The following is a 26,053-nucleotide window of genomic DNA, read 5'->3' as shown; positions in this document are numbered from 1 at the left end:
TGCGGGCGGGGGCATCGGTGTCGGCGCCCGCATGGGTACGGACGCGGGCATGCGTGCGGACGCGAGCATGGTCAGGGGAGTGGGCGTGGACCCGGGCAGGGGCGCGGAGGCGGGCATGGGCACGGGCGGCGCGAGCATGGGCAGGGGTGCGGGCCCTGGCGCCCGCGCCGCCGCCGGTTGCGGTGTATACGCGAGGAACCTCAACGGCACACGGCCAGCGCGTCCAGTGCCACCGCCCCCTGCCCACGGGGCAGCACCATGAGCGGGTTGATGTCGAGCTCCGCGAGGTCGTCGCCGAGTTCGAGCGCCATCCGCTGAACGCGCAGCACGACCTCGACCAGCGCGTCCACATCGGCAGGGGGCGCCCCCCGGACCCCGTCGAGCAGGGCCCGCCCGCGCAGTTCGCCGAGCATGGCCCGTGCCTGGTCCTCGCCGAAGGGCGGCACGCGCACCGCCGCGTCCCGCATCACCTCGACGAGTACGCCGCCGAGGCCGACGGTCACGGTGGGCCCGAACAGCGGGTCCTGCGCGACGCCGACGACCATCTCGACGCCCCGCTCGACCATCTGGCAGACGAGGACACCGTCCAGCGAGATGCCCTCGAAGCGGGCGATGTCGGTCAGCTCACGGTAGGCGTCGCGGACCTGGCTGGCCGAGGTCAGCCCGATCTTCACCAGGCCCAGTTCGGTCTTGTGGCCGAGCTGCGCGCCCGAAGCCTTCATCACCACCGGATAGCCCACGAGCCCGGCGGCGCGCACGGCCGCGGCCGCGCTGGTCACCAGCTGCTCGCGCGGCACGCGGATGCCGTAGGTGCGCAGCAGTTGCTTGGCCGCGTGCTCGCTCAGCTGCCGGCCTGGCCGCATCAGCGCCTGCGCCTTGCGGCAGGCGGGGGACGCGGTGCGGGGCGCCTCATCGAAGGGCGAGCGGTACGCGGTGGTGAACCGGTGGTGGTCCAGGTGCGCGCGAACTGCGGTGATGCAGTTCGCGAAGGTCCGGAACGTGGCCACGCGCGAGGACCCGAGGAGGGTGTTGCGGTAGGCGTCCTCGGTGCCGACCGGCGATCCCCAGACCACGCACACCAGCTTGTCGGTCCGCTCCGCGGCATCCACCAGGTCCTGCGCGAGCTTGTCGCTCATCGGCGGGAAGGGCCCGGTGATCGGGCAGATCAGTACGCCGACGGAGGGGTCGTCGAGGATCGCGTCGATGATCTTGCGTCCGCGCCAGTCGCCCACGGGGTGCCCGCCGTTGTCGACGGGATTGGCGACGTTCAGATACTCGGGTATCCACTGGTGCAGTTCGGCCTGTTTCTCCTCGGAGAGCGTCGGCAGTTCGAGCCCGGCCTCCGTCGCCAGGTCCGAGAAGTGCGCGCCCGTGCCGCCCGAGATCGAATAGACGACGACCCCGTCGGCCTCCGGCCTGCGGGCCCGTGCCAGCAGGGCCGCGGTGTCCTGGAGTTCGTCGAGCCCGTCCACGCGGATCACGCCGTACTGCCGCATCGCCGCGTCCACCACCGTGTCCGCGCCGGTCAGCTTGCCGGTGTGTGAGGCGGCCGTCCGGGCACCGGTCTCGGTGCGGCCGACCTTGACCGCGACGACCGGCACTCCTCGCCGGGCGGCCCGGTCTGCGGCGAGCAGGAAGGAGCGTCCGTCCTTGAGGCCCTCGACATAGCAGGCGATGGCGCCGACCTCGGGCTGCTCGGCGAAGTAGGAGATGAAGTCCGCGGTCTCCAGGTCGGCCTCGTTACCCGTCGGTGCCCAGTGGGAGAGGCGGATGCCCAGTTCCTGCAGGGCGAAGACGGGGCGGCCCTGGTGCCCGGACTGTGTGATCAGCGCGATCGCCGGTCCGTCCAGGTCCTCGCGGAACCGCTCGAAAGCGTTGAGGTTGGTGTTGGGGCCCAGCAGCCGTATGCCGGAGCGTTCGACGGCGGCGGTGAGCCGGTGTTGGGCGTCCGCACCCGCCTCGCCGGTCTCGGCGAACCCGGAGGCGAACGCCACCGCGAACTTCACCTTGGTTTCGGCGAGTTCCTCGATCACGGGAAGGGGGTCCGCGACGAGCAGTACGGCCAGGTCGACCTGTTCGGGCAGGTCTCTGACGGAAGGGAAGCACGGTATGCCGAAGACGGACTGACGGGTCGGGTGTACCGGGTGCAGCCGGGCGCCGACCCGCTCGGCCCAGGAGAGCAGCTGCCTGGTGATGCCCGTGTTCGGCCGCCCCTCGGTGTCCGAGGCGCCGACGACGGCCACGGACTCGGGGCGGAAGAGGCGGTCCAGGTCGGGCACGGCGGCGTTCAGCGGCCGTCCGCTGACATCCAGGTCGCCGGCCGTCGCGGCGCTGCCGTGCACGGCAGGCGGCAGGGTCTCGCCGCAGGCCACGACGCGCGTGCGGCGGGAGTCGGTGGTCAGGGTGCCGTATGTCGATCCAAGCATCGGTCCGCCCGCTCCTGTGTGACAGTCAATAACTGACGCATAGTCAGATTACTGAACTGACGCCCAGTCAGGAACGGGTTGGCGCCGACGCTCTTCCGGCGATCACCTTGGCGATCTTCTGCGCGTCGATGGCCAGTTCGCGGAACATCCCGCTGATGGGATTGGTGAATCCGGTGAAGTAGAGGCCGGGGGCGTTCTCCGGCGTGCGTGCGCCGTGGACCACCGGGCGGCCTCGCCCGTCGAGTACGTCCAGGTGGCCGACCAGTTCCTGCAGCCCCCGGGTGTAGCCGGTGGCCGCGATGACGGCCTCCGGGCCTATGCGGCTGCCGTCCGCGAGGACGATCTTGCCGTCCTCGAAGGACTCGACGGCCGCCACCGGTTCGACGCGGCCCTTGCGTATGGCGTCGATCAGGCCGACATCCTGCACCGGGATGGAGCCCTCGTTGACGCGGGAGTACAGCCCTGTGTCCGGTCGCGGCAGGCCGTGTTCCGTCAGATCGGGGACGCTGACCTTCGCCAGGGTCCGGGCGAGGCGGTCGACGACCGCGACCGGCAGCCGACGTGCCAGGATGCCGGTGAACTGGGCCGCCCAGCCCGCCGTGGACCGGCGCACGATGTGCGGTGCCGTGCGGACCGAGAGCCGCACCCGCGAGGCCCCGCCCTCGGCCAGGTCGACGGCTATCTCGGCGCCCGTGTTGCCGACGCCGACGACGAGGACGTCGCGGCCGGCGTAGGGCGCGGCGTTGCGGTAGTCGGAGGCGTGCAGCAGCTCGCCGGCGTACGAGCCGCGGCCGGGCCAGTCGGGCAGACGCGGGCTGTGGTTGTAGCCGGTGGCGACCACGACGGCGCTGCCCGTCAGTTCGCGTCCGCCCGTGGCGTGCAGCAGCCAGCCCGAGCCGTCGGGAGACGGCTCCACGCGGGACACCTCGACCCCGGTGACGATCTCGAGTTCGTGGTACTGGGCGTACTTCTCCAGGTAGCGGACCACGTTGTCGCGCGACACCCACCGCCCGAAGGAGCGCGGCATGGCCAGTCCCGGCAAGGCGGACAGCCGCCGGGTGGTGTGCAGATGGAGCCGGTCGTAGTGCCGGCGCCAGGAGGCTCCGACGTGCTCCGTCCGCTCGAGTACGACGGCTCGTACGCCCCGAGACCGCAGCGCGAAGGCCGCGGCAAGCCCGCCGGGCCCGCCGCCGATCACGTAGACGGGGCGGCCTTCGTGGTGCGGCACCGAGGGGTGTGCGGGGGTGGTCGAGTCGTTCATGGGCGGGAGCGTATCGGCGTTGCCCCTGGTAGGGACATGGTCGAGGCGGAAACCGATTGCGAATCGATCACGGGCGTCAACCGGGCTCGTGCGGGTCCCTTTCCGTGCACGGAGGTACTGCGTACGCACACGGGGCCGCCGGCGCGAGCGTCGGCAGGGCTCTTGTCAGACGCGTCCTAATGCGCTGAACTGACGTATCGTCAGATACGTGCCGTCGGCAACACCCTCGGGTGTCCGTAGTGCCGTCGGGACAGCGTCCAGCAGTGGGAGGAACCCGCCCATGGAGTCCATCTGGCTCACCGGTGCGGAATGGCTCGCCGTGCTCCGTATCGGACTCGGTCTGTGGTGGCTGGAGAGCTGGCGGCACAAGGACAAGAAGGGCTGGTTCGAGCGGGGCACGGGGATCGCGTGGGCGGCGGACGTCGCCGCGAAGCACAGATGGAACGCGGTACGCAGCGGCTTCGACGCGGTCGTCGCACCCCGGCCCAAGGTCATGGCGTATGTCGTCGTCTATGCCGAACTCGCCCTTGGGCTCGGCCTGATCCTCGGCTTCCTGACGCCGATCGCCCTGGTCGGCGGGCTGCTGCTCAACGTCCTCTACCTCGTCCTCATGATCCATGACTGGGCCGAGCAGGGGCAGAACTCGATGATGGCGCTGGTCTCGTTCGTCGCGCTCTTCGGCATGTCCTGGCAGACCTGGTCCCTCGACAGCGCGATCGGACTCTTCGGATGACGCCGGCAAGAGCGGCCGCGCGGTTCGACCTTCCCGAACCCGACGCGTTCACCCGCCCCTACTGGGAGGCGGCGGCCGAGGGCCGTCTGCTGTTGCGCCGTTGCCGTGCCTGCGGCCGCGCCCACCACTACCCCCGCGAGTTCTGCCCGCACTGCTGGAGCGAGGACACCGACTGGGAACGGGCGAGCGGCCGCGCCACGCTCTACACCTGGTCCGTGGTCCACAGGAACGACCTGCCGCCCTTCGGCACGCGTACGCCCTACGTCGCCGCAGTCGTGGACCTCGAAGAGGGGCCGCGGATGATGACGGAGATCGTGGAGTGCGAGCAGGAGGCGCTGCGGATCGGGATGAGGCTGGAGGTGGCGTTCCGGGCCGTGGCGGGCGATGACTTCGTGGTTCCGGTGTTCCGGCCCGCGGCGGCCGGGGACCAGGGGCACGGGCAACCCCGAAATTAGCTTCCGCCGTACCTGCGGCTCCCGCCACCATGAGGTATGGCCGCACCCTCGTATGACATCGACTGGCAGCTGACCAGCGACCTCGACGATTTCATGGACCGCGCCGGGGACTTCCTGCGCGCTGATCCCGTTCTGCACACCGTGCTGCTGACCGTCACCGAGAACCTGCGAGGGCGCGGTCTTCATGTCTACGGCGCAGGCGAGCCGCTGTTCGGCTCGCTCTCGGTACGGGGTGAGGTCGTCGGTGCCTTCCTCTGGACGCCGCCGTTTCCGGTTCAGCTCACGTCCGTACCGGCGGAGGCCGCGGCTGCCCTGGCGGAGCGGCTGGCCGACCGGACCGCGGATGTGCCCGGCGTGGCGGCCGAACAGGCGACCGCCGACGCGTTCGGGGTGGCTTGGCAGAAGCGCACCGGTGCGGTCCCCCGTGTCGGCCTCCGCCAGCGCCTCTACCGGCTCGAGAAGCTCACGCCGCCGGAGCCCGCACCGCCCGGCCGCGCCCGGGTCGCAGGCGAAGGCGACCGGGAGTTGCTGAAGCGCTGGCACACCGAGTTCAGCGAAGCCGTCGGCGATGGGCCCGGCATGGACCCGGGCGAGTGGGCCGACAGCCGCCTCGCCTACGGAGGCGTCACTCTCTGGGAGACACCCGACGGCACCCCGGTGTCCATGGCGGGCGCGACCCGGCGCATCGCGGGCATGGTCCGCGTCGCCCCCGTCTACACCCCGCGGGCGCTGCGCGGCCGTGGCTACGCGGGTGCCGCTACCGCCGAGGTGAGCCGCGCCGCGCTGGCCGCTGGCGCCGACGAGGTGCTGCTCTTCACCGACCTCGCCAACCCCACCAGCAACGGCCTCTACCAGCGCATCGGCTACCGCCCCGTACAGGACTCCATGGTCTGCCTCTTCACGGCCACAGCAGCTGCCTGACCCAGCCGGGACCGCTCCTGCGATACGTGAGCCGGACGTGCCGCCGGCGCTCGTCGCCCTGGAAGAACTCCACCTCGTCCGGGGCGACCCGGTACAGCGTCCAGGACGGGGCGGCGGCGTCCGGTTCGCGCTGGGCGCGCTCCCAAGCCGCCTCTGAGGCCCGCGTCAACTCCTCGGTGGACTCCAGGACTTCGCTCTGGCGCCCCACCAGTGCGGCCGCCAGTGCGCCGGTCGAGCGGGCGTGCAGATCCGCCTGGCTCTGCTCCGGCGGCGCCACCGTGACGGGGCCGCGGACACGGACCTGGCGGCCGTGGACCGGCCAGTAGAACCCCAGGGCCGCATACGGGCGCGCGGCCAGCTGCCGGCCCTTGCGGCTGGTCGAATGTGTCGCGAACGACCAGCCCTCCGCGTCCGCCCCGTGCAGCATCACCGTGCGGATGTCGGGCAGACCGTCCTCGTCCGCCGTCGCCAGTGCGACGGTGTGCGGTTCGGTCTGGCCCGCAGTCACGGCCTCGGCGAACCACTGCTCGAACAGCGGCAGCGGTTCCGCGGGCGCGGCGGACGGGTCGAAGACGGGCAGCTCCGTGTCCCACACCCGGAGTGACCTCAGCAGCTCGTGAAGATCCGTTCCCATGCGCCCGAGTATTACCGCTGGCACTGACAGCGCTCACCCGGACACGGAAGCCTCGGCGGCCTCGGAAGCCCCCCGGGCCCGGAAGCCCCCGGGCCCGGAAGCCCCCGGGCCCGGAAACCTCGGAGACCCCGGATGCCTCGGGCCCGGAGGCCCCCGAGGCCCCGGACGCCTCGGACGCCTCGGGCCCGGAGGCCTCCGATGCCTCTGGCCCCGGAAGCCCCGGCCCCGGAAGCCCCGGGCCCGAAAGCCTCGGAGTCCCCGGGAGCCCGTCACCCGGGCAGCCCTCGGCCCGCGCTCAGCCCCGCCCCAGCACCACCGTCCCCGACGAGCAGAACCACCCTCCCGTACCGGACGCCACCGCGAGCTGCGGCGGGCGGCCGCCCGGCCTGCGGACCTGTCGCTCGCCCGCATCGCCACGCAGCTGCCGCACGGCCTCGACCAGCAGGAACAGCCCGCGCATCCCCGGGTGCTGGGCCGAAAGACCGCCGCCATCCGTGTTCACCGGCAGGTCGCCCGTCAGCGTCAGGCGGCCCTTCTCGACGAACGAACCGCCCTCGCCCTTCGCGCAGAAGCCGAGGTCCTCCAGCGTCACGAGTGTCATGTACGTGAAGGCGTCATAGATCTCGGCCACATCGATCTCGTCCGGCCGCACGCCCGCGCGCTCGAAGGCCAGCCGTCCGCTGACCGCCGCCGGGGAGACCGTGAAGTCGGGCCACTCAGACATGGTGGTGTGGGAGACGTGCTCGCCGGTGCCGAGGATCCAGACGGGGGCGGTGCGGCAGTCCCGTACGTACTCCTCGGCGGCCAGCAGGACGGCCGCCCCGCCGTCGGAGCGTATGCAGCAGTGCAGCTTCGTGAACGGGTCCGCGATCACCGGGCCGGAGAGGACGTCGTCGACCGTGATCGGGTCGCGGAACATCGCGTCGGGGTTGTGTGCGGCATTGGCGCGCGCCTGTACGGCCACCGAGGCGAGCTGCTCGAGCGTCGTGCCGTACTCGTGCATATGGCGGCGCGTGGCCATCGCGTACTTCGAGATCAGCGTGTGCCCGTACGGCACCTCGAACTGGAGGGGGCCGCGCGCGCCGAAGGACAGGTTGGAGGTGCGGCGGCCCGCCTTGATGTCGGCGCGGGCCGTCGAGCCGTAGACGAGCAGCACGGCGTTCGCGTGCCCGGCCGCGATGGCGTCCGCCGCGTGGGCCGCCATGACCTCCCAGGTGGAGCCGCCGACCGAGGTCGAGTCGACCCAGGTGGGCCTGAGGCCCAGGTACTCGGCCACCTCGGCCGGCGCGAGAGTGCCGAGCCCCGCGGAGGCGAAGCCGTCGACGACCTCGCGGCCGAGCCCGGAGTCGGCGAGGGCGCGGCGGGCGGCCTGGGCGTGCAGGGCGTAGGGGGTGGCCTCGTCGACGCGGCCGCAGTCCGAGAGGGCTATGCCGACGACGGCCACCTTGCGGGTCCCGGCTACGCCGGAGGTCGATGAACCTGGCATGAATCTGACGGTACATCAGATTTGGTGGGCGACGGGAGGGGAGTGGCGCGGGCGTGCGTCATCCCGTCCAAGCGAACCCACCCAGGCAAACCCGCCCAAGCGAACCCGCCAGATCCCGCCCAAGCGGACCCGCCCGAGCAATCCCGCCCAGGCAATCCCGCTCAAGCGATCCCGCCCCTGTGCTTCTGTGCACTCGAGCCCTAACATGACGGCCCGTCAGATCAGCTGTTGCCTGCACACGTGGATCTTCACCTGGACACGTGGATAACTGCTCAGATCCGATCGGGTTCGGTACGGATCCGGCCCGGGGAGGAGCCCCGCCGATGGATGCCACCTTCACCGCCGAGCAGGACGAGATCCGCCGCACCCTGCGAGAACTCCTGCTCAAACGCTGTGGTCCGGACGAGGTGAAATCGGCGACGCGGGCCGCCGCCGGCTACGACACCGCCCTGTGGACCGCGCTCTCCGAGCAGCTCGGCCTCCCCGGGCTCGCCATCGCCGAGGCCTACGGAGGCGTGGGCTGCTCGGCCACCGAACTCGCCCTCGTCTGTGAGGAGTCGGGCCGCGCCCTGGCACCGTCCCCGCTGCTGGCCACCGCCGTCCTGGCGGCGCCTCTCCTCATGGCCCTCGGCACGGAGCGGCAGCGCGCGGAACTGCTGCCCCGCATCGCCTCGGGCGGGCTCACCGCGGCCCTCGCGGTCCCCGGTGCCGGGCTCGCCACGGCACTCGGACTGACCGGGGACAACCGCGGCGACTGGGCCGGCGGCGGCCGCGCGGGCGGGGTGCAGGCGCGGCGGGCGGACGGGGGCTGGCGGATGTACGGGCAAGCCGAGCAGGTGCTGGACGGCCACAGCGCCGGCCTCCTCCTGGTGGCCGCCCACACCGGTGGCTTCGCCCGCTCGCGCACGCTCCTCTTCCTCGTCCCGGAGGGGGCGGCGGGGCTCGGGCGCACCCGGCAGACGTCGCTGGACGAGACCCGCCCGCAGGCACGTGTCGAACTGCGCGACGTCGAAGCGGAGTTGCTCGGCGGGGCCGGACGGGAGAGTGGCGCCGAGGGCGAGGCCGACGTGGCGGGTGTCCTGACCGCCGTCGGGGAGACGGCCGCCGCGGTGATCGCCGCGGAGGCGGTGGGGGCGGCCGACCGGGTGCTCGAGCGGACCGTCGAGTACGTGCGGCAGCGCGAGCAGTTCGGGCGCCCGGTCGGCTCCTTCCAGGCGGTCAAGCACCGGCTGGCCGACATGTACGTACAGGTGCAGGCGGCGCGCTCCGCCGCGTATTACGCGGCCTGGGCCGCGGCAGCGGACGGCGGCCAGGGCGGCGAGGAGCCGGCCGTGGGGAGCCTGGCCCTGGCGCAGGCCCTCGAGGCGCTGCGCTCCACCGCATCCGAGGCCGTGCAGCTGCATGGCGGCATCGGTTTCACCTGGGAGCATGACGCGCACCTGTACTTCAAACGCGCCTCGAGCGACGAACTGCTCTTCGGCCCGGTGCACCGCCTTCGGGCCCATGCCGCGGAACGGTCGGGACTCTTCGAGGAGGCCGGCATCTGATGTCTCCTGCAACCTCGGGCACGCCCGCGCTGCGCCTCGTGCAGAAGGTCTCCAGCTCCCGCGCCTTCATGAAGCTGGCACCGCACTTCCTCCCCGCGGTGGACCTCGCCGTGCACCGGCTGACCCGTGGAAAGGTGCAGCTCAGCGCGCAGGCGCTGCCGGGCCTCGTCCTCACGGCGCGCGGCGCCAAGAGCGGTCTGCCCCGGCGTACGCCCCTCGCCTGCATGCCGGAGGCGTCAGGCGACTGGATCGTGATCGGCTCCAATTACGGCCGGCCGGACCACCCGCTGTGGACCGTGAACCTGCTCGCCCACCCGGACGCCGAGATCAACTGGAGGGGGCGGGACATCCCGGTGACGGCGCGGCTGCTGGAGGGGGAGGAGCGGGCGCGGGTGTGGGAGGAGGCGCTCGGGTTCTGGCCGCCGTACGGGCTGTACCAGGCCCGGGTCGAGCGGGAGATTCGCGTTTTCCGGCTGACGCCTCGATGACAGTGCCGCGGGGCGCTCGCCGCTGACGGTCGTGCTGGAACGCCTGGCCACAGACGGGCAGGCCCGGCCCCCGCCCTCGCGCAGACGGGCAGACCCGGCCCCGCCCTCGCGCAGACGGGCAGACCCGGCCCTCCTCCATCGCACAGACGGGCGGACCCGGCCCGCCGCCGTCTCCCCGCAACGCAACAGGCGGCAGATCACCTGGGTGATCTGCCGCCTGCCTGACAGGACTTCGGTTGCCCGGGGCTACCGGGTCGGCTTCCTTCCCGTGATGCCCAGATGCACCAACAAAGCCAGGTTGGGCTTCAGTTCGGCCTGCTTGACACCCCAGGACTGGAAGCCCTTCTGGTGCCCGGCGACCGCGGCGAGCATGGCGACCAGGGAACCCGCGATCGCCGCGGGGCTCACCTCCTTGTCGACCTTGCCCTTGGCCTGGAGCTCCTTGACCGTCTCGGTAAGTGAGTTGTTGACGGAGTTGAGAATCTTCATCCGGATCTTGTAAAAGCGTTTGTCGCCCTCGGCCGCGCCCAGATCGACGACCCGGAGGATCGCGTCGTTCTTGCGCCAGAAGTCGAGAAAGCCGTCGACCAGGTCCTGTGCCGTCTGCCAGCCCGCCTTGCCGACCCAGGACCGGCCGGCGAGGAGTTCGGTCAACCCGGCTCCCTCCGCGGCCATTTGCTCGGCGATCTCGAGGACCGCCCCTTCCACGTCCGGAAAATACTGATAGAAGGTCGCGGGCGAGGTCCCCGCCTTCCGGGCCACATCGATGACTTTGACGTCCCGATAGGGCGACGAGCTGAGCATTTCACTGAGGCACTCGAGCAGCTTCTGACGCGTCGCCTGCCCGCGCCTTCCGGCCACACGGCCGTCAACGGTACGTACTTGTCCTGTCATGCCGTCAGCTTACCGAGGGGTGATCGGAGCGCGATTCGGCCGACTGCAAATGGGGTTGGCGGCCTCCGTGAGCGTGTGTCACGCGGGTCTCGTGCGTCACAGGATGTTCACGTACGGGCGGTTATGCACAAGTGTTATCAACAGCCTGTGGACAAGATCGGTGGATGAGAAATTGACCAAGTGTTCGAATTAAGGGCCTGCGGGGGCCGTGGGTGGCCGTTAGCTTATGTGTGACGGACGCCACACGTGGGTGTCGGGCGGGTGCCACAGGGCGGACGCCGAAACCAGAGGGACCACAGAGAAAAGAGGGGCAGGGCGGGCTCATGGGCGAGAGAACCTTCGCGGAAGGCGTTCCGTGCTGGGTGGACGCGATGCTCCCCGACGTCGAAGCGGGCAAGCGTTTCTACGGCGAGATCTTCGGCTGGACCTTCGACGAGGGCGCGGGCGCGGAGTACGGCTACTACACGCAGGCGTACAGCGACGGAAAGAACGTGGCGGCCCTCGCGCCCAAGCAGGACGGCCGGCTGCCCACCGTCTGGACCGTCTATTTCGCCACCCCCGACGCGGTCTCGCTCGCCGGCCGCATCCGGGACGCCGGCGGGCAGCTGGTCGTGGAGCCCATGCCGGTCGGGCCCTTCGGCACCATGGCGCTCGCGGCCGACCCCGAAGGCGCCGTCTTCGGGCTCTGGCAGGGCGGCACCCATACCGGCTTCGAGAAGCAGCAGGAGCCGGGGTCCTTCTGCTGGACCGAGGTGTACTCGCGCGACAAGACGGTCGTCGACCCCTTCTACGAGAGCGTCTTCGGCTACGGCGGATACGACCTGGAGGACGCCGGGGTCGATTTCCGCACCTGGTCGCCCGCCGGCGCGAAGCCGGGACCGGACACCGCGATCGGCGGCAGGAGCGTGATGTCCGGCGCCTTCCCCGTCGAGATGCCCTCCCATTTCCTCATCTACTTCAACGTCGCGGACTGCGACGCGACAGCCGATGCGGTGGTCCGGCTGGGCGGCCGCGTTCAGGCGCCACCCTTCGACATCCCGTACGGCCGCATCGCGGTTCTCATGGACGACCAGGGCGCGTCGTTCGCGGTGCTGCAGGACTGAACCCGGTCACCCGGGGCGGCGGCGGGGAAGTAAGGGATACGTTTTGCCCTGAGACACCCCGAAGCGGCCCCGGGTTCGCAACCGGTGCCCAAGACAGGAAGAATCGGGGTGCGCGGCGCCGTGGCGATCCGGGGTGAGACGCTGCGCAGTGGCGGCTGCCGCGCAGCCGCGTACGGGGAGGTGGCAGGGAAGTGGTGGATCAGCTGACGCAGCACGATCCGAGGCGGATCGGGCCGTTCGAAGTGCTGGGCCGGCTGGGTGCCGGAGGCATGGGGCTGGTCTATCTCGCGCGGTCGGCCTCGGGCCGGCGTGTGGCGATCAAGACCGTCAGGACCGAGCTCGCCGAGGACCAGCTGTTCCGCGTCCGCTTCACGCGCGAGGTGGAGGCGGCCCGTGCCGTGTCCGGCTTCTACACGGCAGCGGTCGTGGACGCCGACCCGCGCGCCGCGGTGCCCTGGCTCGCCACCGCGTACGTTCCCGCCCCCTCGCTCGAGGAGATAGTGAACGAGCACGGGCCGCTGCCGGTCCAGGCGGTGCGCTGGCTGGCGGCCGGTGTCGCCGAGGCGCTGGAGTCCATCCACGGCGCCGGCCTGGTCCACCGCGACCTCAAGCCGTCGAACGTGCTCGTGGTCGAGGACGGGCCGCGCGTGATCGACTTCGGTATCGCGTCCGGGGTCTCCAACACGCGCCTGACCATGACGAACGTGGCCGTCGGCACCCCCGCGTACATGTCGCCCGAGCAGGCCAAGGACTCCCGCAGCGTGACGGGCGCGAGCGATGTGTTCTCGCTCGGCTCGACCCTCGTCTTCGCCGCCACCGGGCACGCGCCCTTTCACGGCGCGAACCCCGTCGAGACGGTGTTCATGCTGCTGCGCGAGGGCCCCGACCTCGAAGGGCTGCCGGACGAGCTCCGTCCGCTCATCGAGTCCTGTATGCAGATGGAGGCGACCGCCCGCCCCACCCCCGCCGACCTCCAGGCCCAGCTCGCACCGCATCTGTTCGGTCCCGGCTCCGACGACAGCGGTACGGCGTCCGCGTGGCTGCCCGAGCGTGCCGTGGCGCTGATCGAGGCCCGGCGCAACGGCCGCCCGCCCGTCAGGAGCAGCGGCTCCGGGCGCAGCGGCGGACGGGGTGCGGCCCCCGCCGTACCCCCGCGACCCGAGCGGCCCCCGGCGCCCGAGCAGCACCCGGGGCCCGCGCCCGTGGGCGACGGCGGCGGCCGGCAGGGCGGCCCGGCCCTGGACGCCGGACCCGTACGCCTTCCCGGCGCCCAGGTGCCCATCGGGCCCGGACCCCGCGTGGCCGACGCCCGCGCAGCCGCCGTCAAGGCCGCTCCCGTCGCCGCGGGCCTCGCCGCCTCCTGGTCCCGGGCCGGCGCCGCGGTCAACGGCGCTCCCGCGGTGCCCGCGCCCACGACCGCACCGCCCGTGCCCGAGCCTGAGGCGGGAGCGGCCTGGCGCCCCTGGCGGTTCCGGATGTCCAACGAGGTGTGGGGGACGCCCGTCGTCGCCGGAGACCTCGTGTACGTCACGTCGTTCGAGGTCCACGCGCTGGACGTCGCCACGGGCCGGCGCCGGTTCAAGACGCGGGACGTCGCCTGGTCGCTGGCGGTGGCCGACGGGCGTATCCACGCCTCGGACGGGCCCACACTCCTCGCGCTCGACGCCCGCGAGGGCTCCGACCTGTGGCGGCTGTCCGTCAACGGCTGGGTCTACTCGCTGAAGGCCGACCGCGGGACCGTGGTCACCGCAACGCGCGGCGGCGGCGTCCAGGCCTGGGACGCGGGGAACGGCGACAAGCTCTGGGAGATCACCGGCGCGCAGAGCGACTTCGAGACCCCGGAGGCCGGGCCCGTCGTGCACGACGGGACGGTGTACGTGTGGCAGAACGCGCGGCTGCGCGCGCTCGAGGCACGCACCGGCGACGAACGCTGGTCGTACCCGATCGGCGACGCCGCGTCCTGCGGTGGCGTGCCGGTACGACTGACGCAGGCGCCCGACGGCCATGTGTACATCTCCGCGGGCACCCGGGTGCTCGCGGTCGACGTGGCGAGCGGCCACGTCCGCTGGCACTTCGAGGCGCCCGCGGTCTTCCTGAGCCCGCCCGCGTACGTACCCGGTCCCGCGGTCACCGGCGGCGGCGTCTACCTGGCCGACTACCTCGGCACGGTATACGCCCTGGACGCGACGGACGGCCGCGACCGCTGGCGCATCGCCACCGAGTCCCGGTCATCCGTGGACCCCGTGCTGGTCGCGGACGGCCATGTCCATGTGGGCAGCGGCAAGGGCCTGTACACGCTGGACGCGGTGACCGGCACCCCGAAGTGGCGTTTCCAGGCGGGCGGTGACGTGGTCGGCGCGCCCGCCGTCGCCGATGGCCGTATCCACTTCGGCTCGACGGACCACCTGCTGTACACCCTCAAGGCGGACGACGGCCGCCTGCGCTGGAAGCTCGCGACGGGCGGCGAGATCACCGGGTCGCCTGTCGTGCAGGACGGGGTCGTGTACGCGTGCAGCAAGGACCGCTGCGTGTACGCGCTGGACGCGGAGAAGGGGACGGGGACGGCGCGGGGGTAACCCGCGCCTGAAAATCAGCCCGTCTGGGGCACCTCCCAGCGTTAGCTGGGGGAGCTTGAGGACCGGGGGTCCAGGGGGCTGGCCCCCTGGTTACGGGAAGGGGCGGGGTGGGGGAGTGATGCTCGGACGGCTGCCGACCGACCGATCAGCTCTGGTCCGGCGGCCGCCGCCAGATCGGACGCGTCGGTTCATCGTGGGCCGCGGGGCGCGTGCGTCCGTCGTACGACGGACGTGTCGGTGGCGGCTCCCGGCCCGGGTACGCGTGCTCGTCCCGGGGCTGGTCCTCGGCGGCCCGGGAACGTTCAACCGTGGCTGTGGGCTCCGCCGCCGGCGGTGTGGTCCGCCGCCTGCGGCCCCGGCGCCGCTTGCGCCCCGGCATCACCAGGGCCGCGAGCAGCAGCACCGCGCCGCCCCCGACGGCGCCCAGGAGACCCATCTCAAGGCCGGGACCGTCACCGCCGACCGTCAGGCTGCCCTGGGCAAGCCCCAGCCGCACCGTCCACAGCACGGCGAACCCCAGGGCGATCAGGCCCGCCAGGGCCACCAGACCGCGCGAGCGGAGCACGATCCCGACCAGCGTCACCACCGCTGCGGCAGCGAACGGCAGCACGAGCGAGCCGAACAACTCGGCCTTCGCGGCCGTGACTCCGGTACCGGAGAACAGATCCGCGAGGCGGTAGTCGCGCCCGAGACGGCCGTCGTACCAGACACGGAAGGGGCTCCAGACGGCGGCCGTCGCTCCGATGAGAGCGAGGACGGACCCGAGGACGTTGCGGACCATCGCAGGCCTCCTCCGCAGCTCTCGATCACGACGCTACGCCCCGTGCGCGAGCCGCGCCATACGGCAACATCCATACGGCAACATCCCAGCCCAGGACGCCCGGGACACTGCGCGGGTACCCGCGAAGGAGTACGTGAACCGCCCGCCCACACCCCGCCGGCGCCGGGGAAGTTCAGGTACGTCCCCGGCGCCGCTCAGCGGAAGCGGTGGCCGGAATCAGAACCGCCACCGCCACCGCCACCGCCACCGGCTCCGGCCCCGGAGCCCGCACCAGGCCCCGAGCGGCGGGCGGCGAACAGCTCCGCCTGCCGCTCGGGCGGCAGACTGCCGAGCGCGATGAGGTGCGGCGCCTGCGCGAACGCGTGGGCGCGCGCCGCATCCTTCGCCGCCCACACGGCACGCACCGTGCCCTGCACGGCCTCGGTCGGATACGAGGCGATCACCCGGGCGCACTCGAGAGCGGCGTCCAACGCCTCTCCGGGCGCGGTCACTTGCGAGACCAGCCCCGTCTCGTACGCCCGGCGCGCCGAGATCCGCTCGGCCGTGCCCATCAGCGCCATCCGCGCGACCTCCCCGATCGGCATCCGCTGCGCCATGAGGATCGGCTCGTACGCGCTGACCATGCCGTACGTCGTGTGCGGATCGAAGAACGTCGCCGTCTCGTCCGCGACCACGAACTCGGCCTCGCCGAGCAGATAGAAGGCGCCGCCGCAGGCCATGCCGTTGACGGCGGCGATGACGGGTTTCCAGAGGTCGTTCGCCTTCGGCCCGATGTTGAGGAGCGGGTCGTCGGTCGAGTACGGCGAGGCGGGTTGCGGGACTTCGGTGGAACGGTCGATCCCGGTGCAGAAGGCCCTGGTGCCGGCGCCGGTGATCACGAGCGCACGTACGGAGTCGTCGAACCGGAACTCCCGCCATGAGGCCGCAAGTTCACCGGCCGCCTCGAGGTCGATGGCGTTGTGCCTGCTCGGGCGGTCGAGGGTGACGACGGCCACTCCGGTCTCCTTGTGCACCTCGGTACGGACGGTCATGGCCGCTCCAGTACCCAGCGCGGCACCGCCACACCGCCGACGTATGCGAACACGACCTGCACCTTCGCGCCGATCCGCAGCCGCTCGGCCGGGACCGAGTTCAGCGGGGCGTCCGGCCCGCTGACGAGATTGCCGACCAGCCGTATGTGCGGGGCGTCGGCGAGCTCGACGAGGATCGCGTTGTACGGGGCCAGCTCGGCGTAGGCCGGAAGCAGCGGCGGATGCGGGATCACGTACGACCAGATTCGCCCCCGCCCGCTCATCCTGCGCCACTCGCTGTCGAACGACTGGCAGTGCGGGCAGCAGGGGCGGGGCGGGAAGCGCAGCTCGCCGCAGGCGGGGCGGGCGCACGCCTGGATGCGAAGCTCGCCGCGCGAGGCGTGCTCCCAGAAGGGGGCGCCGTCGTCGTCGATGACGGGGGAGAGCAGGGTGTCGGTGTCGGACCGGGGCATCTCAACTCCTCAGCAGCAGTGCCGACGTGGGGACTCCCTCGCCCGCCGTGACCAGGCAGGTGGCGGCGTCCGGGACCTGGGCGGTGCTGGTGCCGCGCAGCTGTTTGACGCCTTCGTTGATGAGGTTGAAGCCGTGGACGTAGGCCTCGCTCAGCCCGCCGCCCCCGGTGTTGATGGGCAGCCGCCCGCCGATCTCGAGAGAGCCTCCCTCGGTGAACGCGCCGCCTTCGCCGCGGCCGCAGAAGCCGTATCCCTCGAGGGAGAGCGGGATGAGAGGGGTGAACGCGTCGTAGATCTGAGCGACGTCGACGTCCTCCGGCCCGAAGTCGGCTTGTTTCCAGAGGTGTCGCGCGGCGGTCCAGGCGGGGCCGGAGAGGGGGTCGTCGTTCCAGTAGTTGACCATGCCGTGGTGTTGCGAGGGCAGGCCCTGGGCGACCGAGTGGACGTACACCGGCTTCCGGCGGCAGTCGCGGGCGCGCTCGGCGGAGACGATGACGCAGGCCAGCGCGCCGTCCGTCTCCAGGCAGTTGTCGAAGAGGCAGAGGGGTTCGCTGATCCAGCGGGCGGTCATGTACATCTCGCGGGTCAGCGGGCGCTCGTACATGATCGCCGCGGGGTTCTGGTTCGCGCGGTTGCGGCAGGCGAGGGCGACGTTGAAGAGGTGGTCGCGGGTTGCGCCGTACTCGTGCATATAGCGGCGGGCGAGCATCGCGATCTCGTCGGCGGGCCGGAGGAGCCCGAAGGGCCGGGTCCACTGGGCGGGGGTCGGCAGCTGGACGGCGGTGTTCTTCCACGGCCGGGGTCCTGACCCGCGCTTACGGGACCGCCAGGCCACACCGACACTGGCCTGCCCGGTGGCGACGGCGGCGGCGAGATGCGCGACGGTGGCGCAGGAGCCGCCGCCCCCGTACCCGACCTTGCTGAAGAAGGTGACGTCGCCGGCCCCGATGGCCTTGGCGATCTCGACCTCGTCGGTCTCCTCCATGGTGTAGGAGGCGAAGGCGTCGACCTCGGAGGGCGCGATCCCGGCGTCGTCGAGAGCGGCGAGGACGGCGCGACAGGCGAGGGTCTTCTCCGATTCGGGGAGTCGTTTGGCGAAGGGGGTCTGGCCTATCCCGACTATCGCCGTAGCGTCCTTGAGACTCGCCGCCACCTGCCACCTCCACCGTGGGGCCACCACTGCTGACAGGCCGTCAGAGTACAGCTAATCTGACGGGTAGTCAGCTACTGTTTTTCGGTCTTGTGGGAGGCGTGCGATGCGCGGGGATCTGGAGTGGGGGAGCATCCCGGGGCTCGTACGAGCGGCGGCCGAGCGGTACGAGGACGGGGAGGCCGTCGTCGACGGCCGCACCCGGGTCTCGTACGCGGAACTGGGCGAGCGCGTGGAACGGGCGGCGGCGGCGTGCATCGCGAACGGGGTGCGGGCAGGGGACCGGGTGGCGGTGTGGGCCCCGAACACCCTGGACTGGATCGTCTCGGCGCTGGGCGCGGTGACGGCGGGGGCGGTCCTCGTACCGCTGAACACGCGCTTCAAGGGAGCGGAGGCGGCGTACGTACTGGAACGGACCCGCGCGAAGCTGCTGTTCGTGACGGGCACGTTCCTAGGGGCGTCGTATGTGGCGTCGCTGCGGAGGGCGGCGGGCGAGGGGGCCGAAGGGACCGAGGGGATGGCGGGGGCCGAGGGGACGGCGAGGGCCGGGGGGACTGCGGGCCCGCTGCCTGGCCTGCCGCACCTGGAGCAGGTGGTGGTGCTGTCGGACGACGCACCGGCGGACTTCCGTACGTGGAAGGACTTCCTGGCGGACGGGGAGGGAGTGGGCGCCGCCGAGGTCCGTAGGCGGGCGGACGGGATCACGGGCGGATCGCCCTCGGACATCATCTTCACGTCGGGGACGACGGGCCGCCCCAAGGGCGCGGTGATCACGCACGCCCAGACGCTCCGCGGCTACGAGGTGTGGAGCGACCTGGCGGGCCTGCGCGAGGGCGACCGCTATCTGATCGTGAACCCGTTCTTCCACACGTTCGGCTACAAGGCGGGCATCGTGGCCTGTCTGATGCGGGGCGCGACGATGGTCCCTCAGCCGGTGTTCAACGTGGACACGGTGCTGGCGAACATCGCGGCGGAACGCATCTCGGTCCTGCCGGGCCCGCCGACCCTGCACCAGTCGCTTCTGGACCATCCGTCCCGGGACGCGTACGACCTGTCGGCGCTGCGGCTGGTGGTGACGGGGGCGGCGGTGGTGCCGCTGCAGCTGGTGGAGCGGCTGAGGGGGGAGCTGCACGTCGACACGGTGCTCACGGCGTACGGCCTGTCGGAGGCCAGCGGCATCGTGACGATGTGCCGGCGGGGGGACGCGGCGGAGGTGATCGCGTCGACGTCGGGCCGGGCGATCCCCGGCACGGAGGTACGGGTCGTGGGGCCGGCGGGCGATCCGCTGTCCCCGGGCACCCCCGGCGAGGTCTTGGTCCGCGGCTTCAACGTCATGCAGGGCTATTTCGAGGACCCGGCCTCCACCGCTGAGGTGCTCACGCCGGACGGCTGGCTGCACACGGGTGACGTGGGCGTCCTGGACGAGGCGGGCAACCTCCGCATCACGGACCGCATCAAGGACATGTTCATCGTCGGCGGCTTCAACGCGTACCCCGCGGAGATAGAGCAGCTGCTCGGCCTGCACCCGGACGTGGCGGACGTGGCGGTCATCGGCGTCCCGGACCCCCGGTTGGGGGAGGTGGGGAAGGCGTACGTGGTGCGGCGGCCGGGCGCGACGACGCTGACGGCGGACGATCTGATCGCGTGGTCGCGCCGCGAGATGGCGAACTACAAGGTGCCGAGGTCGGTGGAGTTCTTGGGGGAGCTGCCGCGGAACGCCAGCGGGAAGGTGGTCAAGGGGGAGTTGCGGGGGCGGGGTGGGCGGCACGGCACCGGCGGGGCGACGTGAACATCGGGTATGGCAGTGACGGACGACTTCGACGCAGTGCCCGACGACGTTGCCGACGCCTTCGGAATGGGCTGATGCGACTGCTCTGCGTCAGGTGGGCCAGGCCGTGACCTGGAGGATGTAGACGCACTCATGCCGCGCGACGGTCAGGTAAAGAAACATGCCGCCGGGCACGTAGGCGGTCTGTACTCCTTCTCCGGCGCCTTGGTAGGTGCTGCCGTCCAGGTGAAGGGCCTCCGCGGCTCTCACGATCTCGTCGGCGCGCTTCTCGACCTCGACGACGAAGGCAGGCGGCGCGGGTGTGGGCCCGCCGACCACATGGACCTCATCCGGGTCGTATTCCCACCGCCAGCTACTCACGGTCGAGGGACTCCCGGGTAGTCGAGTGGAGCGCGTGGATCTCGTCCATGGCCGCTCGCCAAGCGGGATCGTCTCGGTCGACGCTCTGCGCCGTGTACTCGGCGGCCCGAAGCCGTGCGGCCATGGCCGGCACCCTTGCGATCTCCACGACGACGGCCCAGGTCTCGAGGAACTGGACGATCGGTCCGAGGCTGCCGGTACGCGCGGCCAGGGCGATGGCCTCGTCCTTCTGCCGCTCCATCTCGGCGAGACGGTGGGGAGCCACCTGGGCAAGTGCTACACGGAGTGCGGCGGGTGTCCGCTCGGGCCGGGGGATGAGTGGCCCACCGGGTTCGATGTGCTGTGCGGTCATCCTGATCCTTCCCTGGGACCGTGCGATGCCTACGGTACGGCAGGCGTTACCGGTCACGTAGCGTGTTCGGCTCGATCATTATCGAGACGGACCTGCGGTACCGGGCCCGGCCAACCCTTGATCAGCCGGCCGCCCGCTCGGTCGGCCGCTCGGCCGCGCTGCGCTCCACGCAGAACTCGTTGCCCTCGATGTCGGCGAGCGTGGCCCACCCGGTCCCGTCGGGCTTCCGGTGATCCTCGACGAGCGTGGCGCCGAGGGCGAGGAGTCGCTCGACCTCCTCGTCCCGTGAGCGGTCCTGCGGCTGCAGGTCAAGGTGTACGCGGTTCTTCACGCTCTTGGGCTCGGGCACTCTGATGAACAGCAGCCCGACTCCCTTGGCGGTGACCAGCGCCTCCGGGTCACCGGGATTGTCGTCCTCCGCGAGCGAACCTTCCAGCACCTCGGCCCAGAAGCTCGCGAGGCGGTAGGCATCGGCACAGTCGAAGGTCACGTGACGCACGAGAGAAGCCATGGGCGTCACTATCGTCCTCGGGCGCCGCGTGCGTCCACGGGTTTTGAGGCGCCCAGGCCGTGGACGGCACCGCGCTGAGCGGGCTGCTGGTCACTGTGGTGCGCGCCCGTGTCGGAGCCGGATGAGGGTGTTGCGGATGTCCTCGATCAGGTGAGTGGGCCGTTGGAAGACGTCCACGGCGGTGTAGCGGAGGAGCGTGCGGACCTCGGCGCACTGAAGTACTTGGTTGAAGCGCGCGAGGTCACGGCGGTGGGACTCGCGGGTGCCGTGGTAGGCATATCCCTCGATCTCGACGGCCAGGCCTTCGGCTCGGAAGAGGAAATCCAGGAAGCAGCGGCGGCCGCCGGGGGTGAGGAGTTCGGCTTGGCTCTCGGGGCGGAGGCCCGCGTCATGCATGTGCAGGCGCGCAATCGTCTCGGCCGGTGAGCCGGCGTTCGGGTCGGCGAGCTCCAGCCAGCGGCGGGCTCTGGACGTCCCGCGGAGCGGGGTTCCGGAAGATTGAGGAGCTTCGAGAGCGGTGGTGATCGCTGCGAGGGTCGTGAGCGGCCCGCGGCGGACGTGGTCGACGGTGCGTCGGGTGAGCGCCGACTCCACGGCGACGAGCGCGTCGTCCCTCGGCCCGGCCCGCAACAGGTCCGCGAGCGTACGGCGGACGGTGGTGACCCGCAGCCCGCGACGCTCCACCACCTCGTCGTGCGGGATCGGCACCCGGTACACGCGTACCCCCGTCCCCTCCCGCCGGACGGCGAGCCCGGGGTCGCTGAACTCCATCTTCGGCCGCTGCCGCTGCGCCGAGCCCAGCACCTCGATCCGCCACAGCGCGGCCGCCGAGCGATGGCTCACTACGAGCTGCGGCTTGAGCAGCTGCGCGGCCCGGAGGCGGGTGGGCAGGTCGACTTCCCACCCCGGCTCGGCCCAGGCGCCCGCCTGGATGCGGGTCCACCCTTCCGCACCGAGCCTCCGAAGGAGGGACCGCCGCGGCCACCCCGCCTCCAGGGCACGCGAGGTGAGCAGCACCCCACCTTCCACGAGCCCGCGCAATTCCCCCTGCTCCACGGCCCCACTCTCCCGAGAGGCCCGGAGTTCCCGCACCCCCTGTGGATAACCGGCCGGGGAGGGGGCGGCTGGCGGTCGGGGAATGGCAGATTTGGGCCACGCATGTGACGTTCTGGCACGGTGACTACGTCACAGGGGTGGCCCAAATCTGCCAATTGCCGCACAGAGAGTTGGGTCAGCGCTTCACTCCGGACATGAAGGCGGTCCAGGCAGGGGGCCGGAACAGCAGTACGGGGCCGTCCTGCAGCTTGGAGTCCCGGACCGGGACGACTCCGGGGAGGCCGTCGGCTACCTCGACGCAGTCGCCGCCGGAGCCGTTGCTGTAGCTGCTCTTGCGCCAGAGGGCGGCGCCGGGGAAGGCTTCGGCGACCTCGACGCAGTCACCGCCGTCGCCGTTGCTGTAGCTGCTCTTCCGCCAACGTGCGGTGCTCAAGTCAGGCTTGGTGTTTGCCATTTCGGTAGTCCTCAGCCGCTTCCTCGATCATGGCGAGGGACGCCTCCGGCGGCAGTGCGGCGGCCCTGAGCCGATCGTATGCTTTGCGGTACTGCTTCACGAGGGCCGGATCGTCGAGGGTGTCGCCGCTGTACGGCGACTCCGTGTAGACCAGCGGCGGAGCGTCGGGGAAGGTCATGGCTTTGACGGCGCCGAGCATCAGGGGATGCGCCCCGCAATTCCACGGAAGGATCTGTGGAGTGATCCGGGGTCGGCGCGCCAAGTCCACGACACGTTCAAGCTGTTCGGCCATAGCCTCCGGCGGGAGGATCGGCAGCCGCAGCAACGACTCGTGCAGGATCACCCAGTACTCGGGCGTCGTGGGGTCGTCGTCGAAGAGGCGGGCCCGTGACAGCCGGGCATGCACCTTCGTGTCGGTCTTCTCCTGCGGTTCCAGAGGGTGCGTGGCTCGGATGACGGCACGGGCGTACGCCTCGGTCTGGAGGAGGCCCGGGATGAGCGTCGGGCACCACTCCTCGATGACCTCCGCGTGTCGCTCTGCCTCCAGGACCTTCTCGAAGTACCAGGCGTGCCCGGCCCGCCGGGCCTTGCGCACCTCCTCGCAGCGGCGGGCGAAGAACCCGTCGGTCTTCAGCACCCGGTCCACGTGTTCTGCGAGGTCGCGGGGCATGCGGCGCTCGCCGCGCTCGATCTCGCTGAGGTGGCTCTGCCCGTAGAAGCTGCCCTCGACCAGCTGCTGAAGCGTGAGCCCCGCCTCCTCCCGCTTCCAGCGCAACTCCTTGCCGTAGAAGCAGGGGACGCTCTCGGAGCCGTCGATGTCCTTGCGCCGCGCCATGTGCTCCCGCCCGTTCCACAACTACCGTGCCCAGTTCCACGGTTCGCGCCCGGGAACCCAAACCCCTTTTACGGTAGGCCTTTTCGCGTCAACGTGTGACTGGTTCATCACAGAGCGCACAGGAAGGCGTACCCCTCCATGACCCCGAACCAGGACCACCGCGCCCCGGCCAATCCCGGTCCCCGTCCCACCGTCGACGACGTGACCCACTGCGTGGAGGAGCTGCGCGACGCCCTCGCCGTACACGGCATCACGCTCCCCTCCCTCCGTGCCGACCTGCCGACCTTCGCGGGTACGTACGCGCCTCCGACGGGGCTGGTCGCGCTCGGCAACTGCAACACAGCCACCGCCCGCCGGCTCACCGCTGTCCTGCGCAAGGCGGACGCGCAGTGAACGCCACGTACCTGGAGATCGACCTGCCGGCCCTCCCCAAGGCGGTGCCCGAGCTGCGTCGCAGCGTGCGCCGGTACGTGGGTGCTCCGTGCGCCGACGTCCAGCTCTGCGTGACCGAGTTGGTGGGCAACGTCATCCGGCACCTGGGCGAGGGCACGCCTCTCCGCGTACGGGTGGAGCGGGCGGACGGCCGGACCCGCGTCGAGGTCACCGACCCGGTCCCGTACGTCCTTCCTGTCCTCGCGCGCGTCACGGGTGACGAGGAGTCCGGGCGCGGCCTGGCCCTGCTGGATGCCGTGGCACTGCGGTGGGGCGTTGAGCAGGGGGTGGCGGGCAAGACGGTCTGGTGCGAAGTGGGGGAGGCGTAGTGCGGTCGTTTCTCATCGGGTTCCTGGCCCTGCTGCTCCCCGGCACCGGCCGGCGCCGGGCGGCTCCGGCCGAGGGCCGCCCGACACCGCTACCGCGTTCCCGGCCGAGCGAAGCGCCACCGTCACCGCTGCCACGCAGCCCGTACGCCCGCGAAGCGGCCGTGGACCGCCGCATCGACGTCACGGATGCCCTACTGACGCGCCCCTACTTCCGCGCGGCAGAGAAGCGCCGGCTCCAGTACGAGCGCCGCCTGGCCCTGGTACTCGCGCTGGACGGCGTGGACGGCGTGGACTGCGGCCCTGCGGTCATTCATGGCATCCCGCTGGCCGCCTGATCGGTCGGCTGGTCGGCTGATCGTCTGGCCGTGGGCTCGGCAACGGTAAGGACAGAACCTGGTGTGGCGCGGTTCGTTCAACTCCTGGACGCAGCAGTCAAGTTGCTGTCCAAGGCTGGGCAGTTGGAGGGGAGGGTGGGCGAGGGTGAGTAGTGAGCGTGAGCAGACGGCCTTCATGGCTGGGGCGCAGGCGGTTCTCGATCGCTTCGGCGGGCTGATCGACAAACTGGAGCGCGGCGAGCGGCCTGGGGCAGGGGTGGGTATGGTGAGTGGTATGGCAACGAAGAAGTACACCGTGACGCTGCCGGAGGAGCTCGCCGAGGAGATCCGGAGCGAGGTCGGGCCCGGCGGGTTCAGTGCGTACGTCACGCGGGCCATAGAGCGGCAGCGGGAGCGCGACCGGCTTGGCGAGCTGGTGGCGTGGATGCAGGAGGAGGGCGGGCCGCTCACCGAGGAGGAGATGGCGGAGGCCGAGGCCGAGCTGCGCGAGGCAGGGCGGCACTTCGCCGAGCGTGATGTGCCCGGCGACGGCCATCTTCCGCTGGCGGGCTGATGGTGATCGACTGCCTGGTGCTGGACAGCGAGGGACTGTCACGGGCTGCGCTCCGCGAGCGCAAGATGACAGCCCTGTTGGCGGCTGCCCACGAGAAGGGGCTCCGAGTGGTGACCAGCTCGATGACCTTGATCGAGGCGTATCACGGTCAGGTCCGACACCCGGCCTGGTCATGGGCGATGTCGCGCGTCGTCGTGGAGCCGGTGACCCGCGAGGTCGCTGATACGGCCATCGTGTTGCTGGAGGGCGCGGGGCTGCACGGTCACAAGTACGCGATCGACGCGGCGCTGGCGGTGATCGCGGGGCGGCAGGCGGGGAACGTAGCGGTCTACACGTCCGACGTGGACGACATGAAGAAGCTGTGCGGGGCGGGGGCGTCGGTCAGGGGGTTGTGAGGTGCGTGGGGCGCGGCGCCAGGAGCCGGGCAAAGCTGCGGGGCCGAGCGTCGGCCCCGGCCCCCAGGCTTGAGTGACTCAGGTCGCGTGCTCGTCCTGCGGGGTGACGACCGTGGCGTGCTCGTCCTGCGGGGCCACGGTGGCGTGATCGTCGGCCATCGCCGTACCAGCCGTTCCGAGGGCAGCTGCGGCTGCCACGGCGACAGCCACGAGGATCTTCTTGGTGCGGGTCACTTCAACTCCTTTGCGAGAGAGGGGACTTCCGAACACCAAGGGACGCTAGCGTCAGGGGGGGCGATTGTTCGAGGGGATCGAACGGTTCTGGCCGCAGAATGTCCTGAACCTTTCATCAGACACGCATCGGCCGCGACGGCTCCCCTCCGCGCCGCCGCGGCCGACCCCCGTTGGAGAAGGCTCTGCTAGGCCTCTTCGCTGGTGATGTGGGTGTCGAGCGGCTTGACCGTGCCGTCGTCGGCGTCGGTGATGTGGGTGTCCAGCGGCTTGACCGTGCCGTCGTCGGCGTCGGTGATGTGGGTGTCCTGCGGCTTGACGGTGCCGTCGTTCTTCTCGACTTCGGTCAAGGTTCTCAACTCCCGTGACAGTGGCGGATGGGTCCGTCCGGCGACTCCCCCGTGGGTCGCCGGACGGACCATTCAAGGCCGCTCACCCTAGCGATGCGGCCGTGGTCAACCCGTCTGCCCCCCGATGCGACGG

Annotated in this window: 30 protein-coding genes; 13 read left to right on the top strand and 17 right to left on the bottom strand. The window is 71.3% G+C overall.

Going from position 1 to position 26,053, the window contains the following annotated elements:
- Window positions 1–200: 200 nt before the first annotated feature.
- Both ACSMXV_RS19760 and ACSMXV_RS19755 read right to left on the bottom strand, forming a co-directional pair.
- A complete protein-coding gene (locus tag ACSMXV_RS19760; RefSeq protein ID WP_473172701.1) occupies window positions 201–2,426 on the bottom strand; it encodes an acetate--CoA ligase family protein in 2,226 nt (741 codons plus the stop codon).
- 67 nt (window positions 2,427–2,493) lie between these two features.
- Entirely contained in the window at window positions 2,494–3,687 is a 1,194-nt protein-coding gene (locus ACSMXV_RS19755; RefSeq protein ID WP_473172700.1) for a flavin-containing monooxygenase, read from the bottom strand.
- 280 nt (window positions 3,688–3,967) lie between these two features.
- Between ACSMXV_RS19755 and ACSMXV_RS19750 the strand changes: the two genes are divergently transcribed.
- Genes ACSMXV_RS19750 through ACSMXV_RS19740 form a run of 3 tightly spaced genes read left to right on the top strand, consistent with a single transcriptional unit; the run spans window position 3,968 to window position 5,796 of the window.
- Complete coding sequence (locus ACSMXV_RS19750; protein WP_473172699.1) at window positions 3,968–4,420, top strand: DoxX family membrane protein; 453 nt, start codon at window positions 3,968–3,970, stop codon at window positions 4,418–4,420.
- A complete protein-coding gene (locus ACSMXV_RS19745) occupies window positions 4,417–4,875 on the top strand; it encodes a Zn-ribbon domain-containing OB-fold protein (protein ID WP_473172698.1) in 459 nt (152 codons plus the stop codon). The genes ACSMXV_RS19750 and ACSMXV_RS19745 overlap by 4 nt, the downstream gene beginning before the upstream one ends.
- A gap of 36 nt (window positions 4,876–4,911) precedes the next feature.
- Window positions 4,912–5,796, top strand: coding sequence for a GNAT family N-acetyltransferase (locus tag ACSMXV_RS19740; RefSeq protein WP_473172697.1), 885 nt, complete (start codon window positions 4,912–4,914; stop codon window positions 5,794–5,796).
- Here the strand turns inward: ACSMXV_RS19740 and ACSMXV_RS19735 are convergent.
- Complete coding sequence (locus ACSMXV_RS19735) at window positions 5,774–6,430, bottom strand: pyridoxine/pyridoxamine 5'-phosphate oxidase (RefSeq protein WP_473172696.1); 657 nt, start codon at window positions 6,428–6,430, stop codon at window positions 5,774–5,776. The genes ACSMXV_RS19740 and ACSMXV_RS19735 overlap by 23 nt on opposite strands.
- A 295-nt stretch (window positions 6,431–6,725) precedes the next feature.
- The gene (locus ACSMXV_RS19730; protein WP_473172695.1) at window positions 6,726–7,916 is read right to left on the bottom strand and encodes a thiolase C-terminal domain-containing protein; all 1,191 of its coding nucleotides are present in this window, start codon (window positions 7,914–7,916) and stop codon (window positions 6,726–6,728) included.
- A gap of 323 nt (window positions 7,917–8,239) precedes the next feature.
- Here ACSMXV_RS19730 and ACSMXV_RS19725 point away from each other — a divergent pair, with 323 nt between their 5' ends.
- Entirely contained in the window at window positions 8,240–9,463 is a 1,224-nt protein-coding gene (locus ACSMXV_RS19725; protein ID WP_473172694.1) for an acyl-CoA dehydrogenase family protein, read from the top strand.
- Window positions 9,463–9,951 carry a nitroreductase/quinone reductase family protein gene (locus ACSMXV_RS19720; protein WP_473172693.1) on the top strand — a complete coding sequence of 163 codons (489 nt, stop codon included), beginning with the start codon at window positions 9,463–9,465 and terminating at the stop codon, window positions 9,949–9,951. Before ACSMXV_RS19725 ends, ACSMXV_RS19720 begins: the two co-directional genes overlap by 1 nt.
- Before the next feature lie 246 nt (window positions 9,952–10,197).
- Here the strand turns inward: ACSMXV_RS19720 and ACSMXV_RS19715 are convergent, their stop codons facing one another.
- Window positions 10,198–10,845, bottom strand: coding sequence for a TetR family transcriptional regulator (locus ACSMXV_RS19715; RefSeq protein WP_181658102.1), 648 nt, complete (start codon window positions 10,843–10,845; stop codon window positions 10,198–10,200).
- 323 nt (window positions 10,846–11,168) lie between these two features.
- Between ACSMXV_RS19715 and kbpA the strand changes: the two genes are divergently transcribed.
- Window positions 11,169–11,948 carry an AfsK-binding protein KbpA gene (gene kbpA / locus ACSMXV_RS19710; protein ID WP_473172692.1) on the top strand — a complete coding sequence of 260 codons (780 nt, stop codon included), beginning with the start codon at window positions 11,169–11,171 and terminating at the stop codon, window positions 11,946–11,948.
- 191 nt (window positions 11,949–12,139) lie between these two features.
- Window positions 12,140–14,524, top strand: a complete 2,385-nt coding sequence (afsK, locus tag ACSMXV_RS19705) for a protein serine/threonine kinase AfsK (protein ID WP_473172691.1) — start codon at window positions 12,140–12,142, stop codon at window positions 14,522–14,524.
- A 145-nt stretch (window positions 14,525–14,669) separates the two neighbouring features.
- On the opposite strand, the gene ACSMXV_RS19700 is transcribed toward afsK, so the two are convergent.
- The 4 genes from ACSMXV_RS19700 to ACSMXV_RS19685 all read right to left on the bottom strand — a co-directional run bounded on the left by ACSMXV_RS19700 (window position 14,670) and on the right by ACSMXV_RS19685 (window position 17,941).
- Complete coding sequence (locus ACSMXV_RS19700; protein ID WP_473172690.1) at window positions 14,670–15,305, bottom strand: hypothetical protein; 636 nt, start codon at window positions 15,303–15,305, stop codon at window positions 14,670–14,672.
- A gap of 194 nt (window positions 15,306–15,499) precedes the next feature.
- Window positions 15,500–16,336, bottom strand: a complete 837-nt coding sequence (locus tag ACSMXV_RS19695; RefSeq protein ID WP_473172689.1) for an enoyl-CoA hydratase/isomerase family protein — start codon at window positions 16,334–16,336, stop codon at window positions 15,500–15,502.
- Window positions 16,333–16,788 carry a Zn-ribbon domain-containing OB-fold protein gene (locus tag ACSMXV_RS19690; RefSeq protein ID WP_473172688.1) on the bottom strand — a complete coding sequence of 152 codons (456 nt, stop codon included), beginning with the start codon at window positions 16,786–16,788 and terminating at the stop codon, window positions 16,333–16,335. Before ACSMXV_RS19690 ends, ACSMXV_RS19695 begins: the two co-directional genes overlap by 4 nt.
- Before the next feature lies 1 nt (window position 16,789).
- The gene (locus ACSMXV_RS19685) at window positions 16,790–17,941 is read right to left on the bottom strand and encodes a lipid-transfer protein (protein WP_473172687.1); all 1,152 of its coding nucleotides are present in this window, start codon (window positions 17,939–17,941) and stop codon (window positions 16,790–16,792) included.
- A 103-nt stretch (window positions 17,942–18,044) separates the two neighbouring features.
- Between ACSMXV_RS19685 and ACSMXV_RS19680 the strand changes: the two genes are divergently transcribed.
- Window positions 18,045–19,727: a fatty acid--CoA ligase family protein gene (locus ACSMXV_RS19680; RefSeq protein ID WP_473172686.1), complete on the top strand. Its 1,683-nt coding sequence runs from the start codon at window positions 18,045–18,047 to the stop codon at window positions 19,725–19,727.
- A gap of 90 nt (window positions 19,728–19,817) precedes the next feature.
- Here ACSMXV_RS19680 and ACSMXV_RS19675 read toward each other — a convergent pair whose 3' ends face one another.
- From ACSMXV_RS19675 to ACSMXV_RS19650, 6 genes are all read right to left on the bottom strand, one after another.
- The gene (locus ACSMXV_RS19675; protein ID WP_312870506.1) at window positions 19,818–20,087 is read right to left on the bottom strand and encodes a hypothetical protein; all 270 of its coding nucleotides are present in this window, start codon (window positions 20,085–20,087) and stop codon (window positions 19,818–19,820) included.
- Complete coding sequence (locus ACSMXV_RS19670; protein WP_473172685.1) at window positions 20,080–20,439, bottom strand: DUF6247 family protein; 360 nt, start codon at window positions 20,437–20,439, stop codon at window positions 20,080–20,082. Before ACSMXV_RS19670 ends, ACSMXV_RS19675 begins: the two co-directional genes overlap by 8 nt.
- A 121-nt stretch (window positions 20,440–20,560) precedes the next feature.
- On the bottom strand, window positions 20,561–20,950 hold the full coding sequence (locus ACSMXV_RS19665; protein ID WP_473172684.1) for a VOC family protein: 390 nt from the start codon (window positions 20,948–20,950) through the stop codon (window positions 20,561–20,563).
- A gap of 90 nt (window positions 20,951–21,040) precedes the next feature.
- On the bottom strand, window positions 21,041–22,006 hold the full coding sequence (locus ACSMXV_RS19660) for a hypothetical protein (protein ID WP_473172683.1): 966 nt from the start codon (window positions 22,004–22,006) through the stop codon (window positions 21,041–21,043).
- 175 nt (window positions 22,007–22,181) lie between these two features.
- On the bottom strand, window positions 22,182–22,460 hold the full coding sequence (locus ACSMXV_RS19655; RefSeq protein ID WP_473172682.1) for a DUF397 domain-containing protein: 279 nt from the start codon (window positions 22,458–22,460) through the stop codon (window positions 22,182–22,184).
- On the bottom strand, window positions 22,441–23,295 hold the full coding sequence (locus ACSMXV_RS19650) for a helix-turn-helix domain-containing protein (RefSeq protein ID WP_473172681.1): 855 nt from the start codon (window positions 23,293–23,295) through the stop codon (window positions 22,441–22,443). Before ACSMXV_RS19650 ends, ACSMXV_RS19655 begins: the two co-directional genes overlap by 20 nt.
- A gap of 138 nt (window positions 23,296–23,433) precedes the next feature.
- Here ACSMXV_RS19650 and ACSMXV_RS19645 point away from each other — a divergent pair, with 138 nt between their 5' ends.
- From ACSMXV_RS19645 to ACSMXV_RS19625, 5 genes are all read left to right on the top strand, one after another.
- On the top strand, window positions 23,434–23,688 hold the full coding sequence (locus tag ACSMXV_RS19645) for a hypothetical protein (protein ID WP_473172680.1): 255 nt from the start codon (window positions 23,434–23,436) through the stop codon (window positions 23,686–23,688).
- Window positions 23,685–24,056, top strand: a complete 372-nt coding sequence (locus ACSMXV_RS19640; protein WP_473172679.1) for an ATP-binding protein — start codon at window positions 23,685–23,687, stop codon at window positions 24,054–24,056. Before ACSMXV_RS19645 ends, ACSMXV_RS19640 begins: the two co-directional genes overlap by 4 nt.
- Window positions 24,056–24,391: a hypothetical protein gene (locus ACSMXV_RS19635; protein ID WP_473172678.1), complete on the top strand. Its 336-nt coding sequence runs from the start codon at window positions 24,056–24,058 to the stop codon at window positions 24,389–24,391. The genes ACSMXV_RS19640 and ACSMXV_RS19635 overlap by 1 nt, the downstream gene beginning before the upstream one ends.
- 274 nt (window positions 24,392–24,665) lie before the next feature.
- Window positions 24,666–24,944, top strand: coding sequence for a hypothetical protein (locus tag ACSMXV_RS19630; RefSeq protein ID WP_473172677.1), 279 nt, complete (start codon window positions 24,666–24,668; stop codon window positions 24,942–24,944).
- The gene (locus ACSMXV_RS19625) at window positions 24,944–25,339 is read left to right on the top strand and encodes a hypothetical protein (RefSeq protein WP_473172676.1); all 396 of its coding nucleotides are present in this window, start codon (window positions 24,944–24,946) and stop codon (window positions 25,337–25,339) included. Before ACSMXV_RS19630 ends, ACSMXV_RS19625 begins: the two co-directional genes overlap by 1 nt.
- 78 nt (window positions 25,340–25,417) lie before the next feature.
- Here ACSMXV_RS19625 and ACSMXV_RS19620 read toward each other — a convergent pair whose 3' ends face one another.
- Both ACSMXV_RS19620 and ACSMXV_RS19615 read right to left on the bottom strand, forming a co-directional pair.
- A complete protein-coding gene (locus ACSMXV_RS19620; protein ID WP_473172675.1) occupies window positions 25,418–25,573 on the bottom strand; it encodes a hypothetical protein in 156 nt (51 codons plus the stop codon).
- Window positions 25,574–25,758: 185 nt separating this feature from the next.
- A complete protein-coding gene (locus tag ACSMXV_RS19615; protein WP_473172674.1) occupies window positions 25,759–25,920 on the bottom strand; it encodes a hypothetical protein in 162 nt (53 codons plus the stop codon).
- Window positions 25,921–26,053: the final 133 nt, after the last annotated feature.

It is taken from the genome of Streptomyces sp. DSM 42067, from assembly GCF_055792885.1.
Note: the sequence above shows the minus strand (reverse complement) of the source record. Positions and strands in the feature narration are given on the sequence as shown.